The organism is Roseinatronobacter ekhonensis (assembly GCF_900499075.1).
Taxonomy (GTDB): Bacteria; Pseudomonadota; Alphaproteobacteria; order Rhodobacterales; family Rhodobacteraceae; genus Roseinatronobacter; species Roseinatronobacter ekhonensis.
In genome coordinates, this window is the sequence record NZ_UIHC01000091.1 from 1 (window position 1) to 5,550 (window position 5,550).

Below are 5,550 nucleotides of genomic sequence, written 5' to 3' on the forward strand. Positions count from 1 at the left end.
GCAGCGCCTCAAGCGCCACAGCAGCTTTAAACTTGTCTGAAAAGTTCCGTCGCTTTGTCATTCTCGTATCCATTCGTGCGCGTTGGATACATCTTAGCACGCTGTCCAAATTTGCCGGACCACTTCACTGCGCACCTCTTCCGCACCAACGGCAACGGTGCCTTCGCCATCTTTGTCCATCGATATTTGCCGCACACGCCTGTGAACCCTGTCTCAGGTTTAAGGGCAAAAATATCGGAGTTAAAGGCAAAATCTCATATTTAAGGGCAAAGCACAGCCGTTGATTTCGTTGAATTTCTCATCTCACAATTAAGGGCTACGCGACATCTATGGTGAGAACACCCGGCGGTCCCTTCAGGGCGGCGCTGGTGTGAAGCTCTACCTCACCCCGTCCGAGCAAAAGACCATCGAAGAGTTGAGCCAGGCAGTCGGTAAGACCACCAAGCGCGTGGTGACACGGTCCCGTGCCGTCGGGCGCAACCCATTCGAGGGGCGCAGTGTGTCGGAGCGTACCGAAGACACTCCGCTTCTGACCGAGGATCAGGCCCGGCGCATGGACCTCGACGAAGTGATCCTCGTGATCGACGCGCAGATGCCGATCCGGGCGCGGCGGATCAAGTATTTCGACGACCCGGCGCTGAAGGTGCTGCATGCGGGTCAGGCGGGCAGCTTCCCATATCCTGACGAAGACGGGCTGCGGCGGGATCGCCAGATGTCCGAAACCCGCGAGACAGTGGAGAAGCTGAAGCAGGAGCTGCAGGAGGTGCGGGCGGCTTCGGGGGCGAATGGTTCTGGAGCCGCGGCCGCGTCGACTGCCGCTGAAGCACATGTAACGGAGAATCAGGACCCTAAGCCGGCGCTGTCAGGTCGGGCGCGGGGCCGAGCGGCACGGGCTGCGGCGGGTGGTGTTGGTCAGGGTAAGCTGTCGCTCGATATCGATCGGCTAGGGATCAATAGAGCAGACCGGACGGCACTGGCATCTGCAATTCAGACTACGAAGGCGATCATTGCTGAGCATGTGTAATAAGCGTTTCGCAGATGGTCATATCCTGTGAAAGTATGAGTCTCAGTGGCAACGCCACGGAAAAACTCTAGTGTCACGGCTGGTTTTGCTGGCGCATCAACCTGAGGCACTGCTAAGCAGTGGAGGACGGCGTATAACTTTTAAATGCGCCGAAAAAGTCGTAAAGGCTCGAAAATGGCGTCGGCACAGCAACTTATTGGGCTCGTAAAGAGCCACGCGGAGGGAGACGAAGAGCGTTTTTTCGACCTCGCGATGCAGCTTGCCGCGGCGGAAGAGCAGCGTGGCCACACCCGGCTGGCGGAACAGCTGCGCCAATGGGCAGACGCATCGCGCGTTCCACAATCAAGTGCGACTGCGAAACTGACACCGCTGGCTGCCCCGCGTGGCGATCTCGCTGGCATCCTTGGTGCGCGTTATCCGACGACCACACTCAACGATCTAATCTTGCCCGATTATATCTCCGACGAATTGCGCCAGATCGTTGTAGAAACCCGAAAGCGTGACCTGCTTGAGGAAAAGGGGCTCCACCCTCGGCGACGTCTTCTTTTCTCAGGCCCGCCAGGCACAGGAAAGACGCTGAGCGCCGAGGCGTTGGCTGGCGAGCTTAAGTTTCCGTTATTCACGGTGCTCTTGCACGGACTGATTACTAAGTACATGGGTGAGACCGCGCAGAAACTGCGTCTGATCTTCGATGCGATCCGCACAACGCGTGGTGTCTATCTGTTTGATGAAATTGACGCGCTGGCGGCTTCCCGTGGAAACGAAAACGACGTTGGCGAGGCTAGGCGAATTCTAAACTCGTTTTTGCAGTTTCTCGATGAAGATACTGGCCCGTCGATAGTTGTCGCGACCACAAATATTCCCGAGATTCTCGACAGGGCAATTCTTCGGCGTTTCGAACTCGTTCTGCCCTATGAACTTCCTTCTAGGGAAGCCATCCAGAAGGCGATGAAACGCCGCCTTATCGGTTTCAACGTCGATGGCGTTGATTGGGACGCTGTATCTAGGGTTGCAGAAGGCCTTTCAACGGCAGATGTTGTTGCGGCAGGGGAAGATGCGGGGAGACGCGCTGTCTTGTCCTCTACAGACATTATTATGACGGATACGCTTATCGCCTCAATGGAGCGCAGGCGTTCGTTGCAAGGACTTGGAACATCGCTGAATGGAACGCAATCGCCCGCACCTGATCGTAAACGGCCTAGGACAGGCAATCGCGTTTCAGGCGAAGGGCGGCGGTCAGGCAAATCGTCCAAGTGACGTTCCAAATCGCCGCGCACACGCGCAAGCGCTACTGCAGGCAATTGACGCTCTCGGTGACCTAGGGGAGCAAAATCGGCCCGGCGTCTACCTCGAGATCCAAGCTAGGCCAAACGAACCATTTGTGACGAAGAGCCTGGACGCCAGCGGCCTTCGTCTTCTCAAGGTTTCTGCCGACCTGGAGAATGAAGCAGCTCCTGCCCATGCAACCGTTTTTGCGTCACCAATCGGGTTGGGTAAGCTCCGGAAGAAGGTCGAAGCCTTCCAAGATGAAAATACGAAGAAGGATCGGCCGAAGAACGCTGACTTGGTTCAAAGTATTTCAGCCATAGTTGAAGCTGGCTTGCGGGCCCTTTGGCGGAGTCCACCATTGAGATTTCCTGCTCGTGGTCCGGTCCATCCTTGGGAGATATGGCTTGAACGAAATGAGGCCGATCAATTTCTTGAGCGTGCGCAGGCCTTGGGGGTTGCTTTCGAGGGTGATCGTTTGCAGTTCCCCGAAGACATTGTCGTAGTCGGTCATGGCACGCATGATCAGATCGCAGCGGCCGTTCGCAACCTTGGAGCGGTGAAGGCTCTGGCCGCCCCCACTGTCATGTCCGACTACTTCGAAGGAATGCCGCCTGAGGAACAAGCAGAGTGGGCCCAGGCGATGGAACGGCTCTTGCAGCTGCCCGACGTAGCAAATCCCAGATACATCACGCTTCTCGACAGCGGCGTGGGGCTTAACCATCCCCTCATTCGGTCCTTCCTTGATCCGGCCGATCGCCACGCAGCCCACCTGGGTTGGGGTCTAGACGACACCCGAGGACATGGCACCCAACTTGCAGGCCTTTCGCTCTTTGGAGATCTGCTCCCGGTGATCCAAAGCAACATACCGGTTCAGGTCAGGCATCGGTTGGAGTCCGCCAAAATCATCCCTGATGCTGGCCAGAACCCTCACCATTTGCTAGGAGCCGTAGTGCTCAATGCGGTTAATGCGGTCGAAGGGAGCGCTGAGCGAGGCCGAACCTTTTCGATGGCGAGTACGACCGACGAAGACACACCGCACGACGGCGCCCCGACGTCGTGGTCTAGCGAAATCGATCAGCTGACAGCTGGCGTTTCGGGCAATCAGCATCGGCAGAGACTGTTTGTGATCTCGGCGGGCAACACGAATCAGAACCGTTTTCAAGGAGCCGACTACCTCTCGATTTGTGATGATCCCGATCATGAGATTGAATCGCCAGCTCAGGCATGGAACCCGATCTGCGTAGGTGCATACACCGAAAAGGTCAGGCTGCCTGCTGGCCTGCCCGGAACGGCCGTTGCTCCAATGGGGGATCTTGCACCGTCGTCGCGCACTGCAAGCTGGTCCAAGCACTGGCCGATCAAACCCGACGTCGTGATGGAGGGTGGCAACTGGGTTCAAGATCACCTTCCGCCACCGCTGAACCATCCTGCGCTGGCGCTTCTTACCACGGACCATCAATATCCATTGCGTTCGCTTACTACGACTGCTGACACGAGCGCCGCGACGGCATTGGCAGCAAAGACGATCACCGAGCTCTGGGAGGACTACCCACACCTATGGCCAGAAACGATCCGGGCGATCTTCGTCTCGTCCGCGCGATGGACACAACAGATGAAGGCGCACCTTCCCGCAAATCCATCGAAGGGCGAATTCGCACGGCTGTTTCAGAGATACGGCTACGGCGTTCCTGATCCGGTACGCGCTAAGCGCAGTGCAGCAAATGCATTATCTCTCATCGTTCAGGACACGATAACCCCATACCGGCCGAGCGCCTCTGCTGGTGCGGAGCCGGTCCACAACCAGATGAAATTCTTTCAGCTTCCTTGGCCCAGAGAGGTGCTTCGGCAGCTTGGCGCAACGGAAGTCACGCTTCGCGTGGCACTCAGCACCTTCATTGAGCCCAATCCATCGGAAGCAGCTCGGGGTTCAAAATTCCGTTACGCCTCCCATAACCTGAGATTTAAGCTGAACCGTGCCAACGAAAACCTGGCGCAGTTCGAGGCACGAATTAACAAGCTTGCTGATGACGCCGATGCTGAAGCCGTAGCTGACAACGACGGCTGGATCTTCGGCCGCAATCGGCGTGACGTCGGTTCTCTGCACATAGATGAGCTTCGTTGTCCCGCCTCAGATCTTGCGCGCCGCAATCTTCTCGCTGTCCACCCGGTCGCGGGTTGGTGGAAATCCAAGTCGGTTCAGAACGTCGATCAAAAGGCTGCGCGCTTTGGACTGGTCGTTGAATTGGACGCCGGTGACGTAGAGGCCGATCTGTACGCCGAAGTTGCAACAGCGATTGCGAACCTCAACGTAGCAGAGGTCGGGGTGTAATGCTCGGATAGAAACTGTATGTGAAACTCATGCCACCATACCGGCCTCAATAGATTTAGGCTGTATCGGCTGACGCTCGTTAGCCCATCAACCGCTTCGCCCTCTCAGCCATCCTGACCACCTGTGCACTTGCGGTCGCCGCAGCGCTCCGCACTGTAGCAGGCGTCTGTACCGCCCCGCGCCCGATCGCCTCACCTGTAGTGAGCGCGCCGATCCGAGCCCTGCCCTGAACGCCGGACGTATTTACCAGCCCCCGCAGCAATCCTGCAGACCCGCTGACGATCGCGGGTGCAGCGGCCACCATCAGGTTCCCGGAGATACCCCGCACGATCAGGGGTGTTGCCGCGACAAAGCCTTTCGCTAGAAACACCATCACAAAGAATGGCACGAGCGAGCCAATGTTGGTCGCGGAATTCGGGTCGCCGATCTGGGCAAGGAGTGAGTTGGCCATGCCGACCACGGTCGAGAACATGGCTGCGATCACGATCGGGTAGAAGGCGTAGCTGATTGTGGTCGAAACCCACCTGTGGAAGAAATCCTTTGTCGCGTCGAAAAGCGACAGCGCGATCATGATCGGTGCGAGGCCGAGCATTAATGTCAGCATCATCTTAGCGAAGATCAGCACGATGCCAGTCATGAAACCGAGCAGACTAAGCATAACGAGACCGATACCGCCAAGGATTGCGCCTGTCATCCAGTTCAAGTTGTTGCCGATGGCGTTTAGGTACTGGCTGAATTCCATAATCAGCCGGTCAAACTCGGCAGCAAAGTAAGTGGCTCCTGCCCCGCCGCCCCCCACAGTGCGTATTCCGGGGTCATCCGGCCAGTGATTCCGAAAGTATCCGGCCACCCATTCCGATTTTATCCGGCCACTGATTCCGGAGCATCCGGCCACCCTGTGATGTGATGCTGCGAGGCAATCTGTAAC

Annotated in this window: 3 protein-coding genes and 1 pseudogene; 3 read left to right on the plus strand and 1 reads right to left on the minus strand. The window is 57.3% G+C overall.

The window, feature by feature from the left end; genetic code table 11:
- Positions 1-316 precede the first annotated feature (316 nt).
- The 3 genes and pseudogenes from ROE7235_RS18445 to ROE7235_RS18455 all read left to right on the plus strand — a co-directional run.
- Positions 317-782 (plus strand): annotated as a pseudogene (locus tag ROE7235_RS18445) (type IV secretory system conjugative DNA transfer family protein); the annotation flags it as partial.
- Between the two features lie 416 nt (positions 783-1,198).
- Entirely contained in the window at positions 1,199-2,281 is a 1,083-nt protein-coding gene (locus ROE7235_RS18450) for an AAA family ATPase (RefSeq protein WP_121097264.1), read from the plus strand.
- Between the two features lie 124 nt (positions 2,282-2,405).
- Positions 2,406-4,622 (plus strand): S8 family peptidase, encoded by a 2,217-nt coding sequence (locus tag ROE7235_RS18455; protein ID WP_245964029.1) that lies wholly within the window; start codon positions 2,406-2,408, stop codon positions 4,620-4,622.
- A 79-nt stretch (positions 4,623-4,701) separates the two neighbouring features.
- Here ROE7235_RS18455 and ROE7235_RS18460 read toward each other — a convergent pair.
- A partial coding sequence (locus tag ROE7235_RS18460) for a TrbL/VirB6 family protein (RefSeq protein WP_245964030.1) occupies positions 4,702-5,550 on the minus strand: 849 nt, incomplete at its 5' end.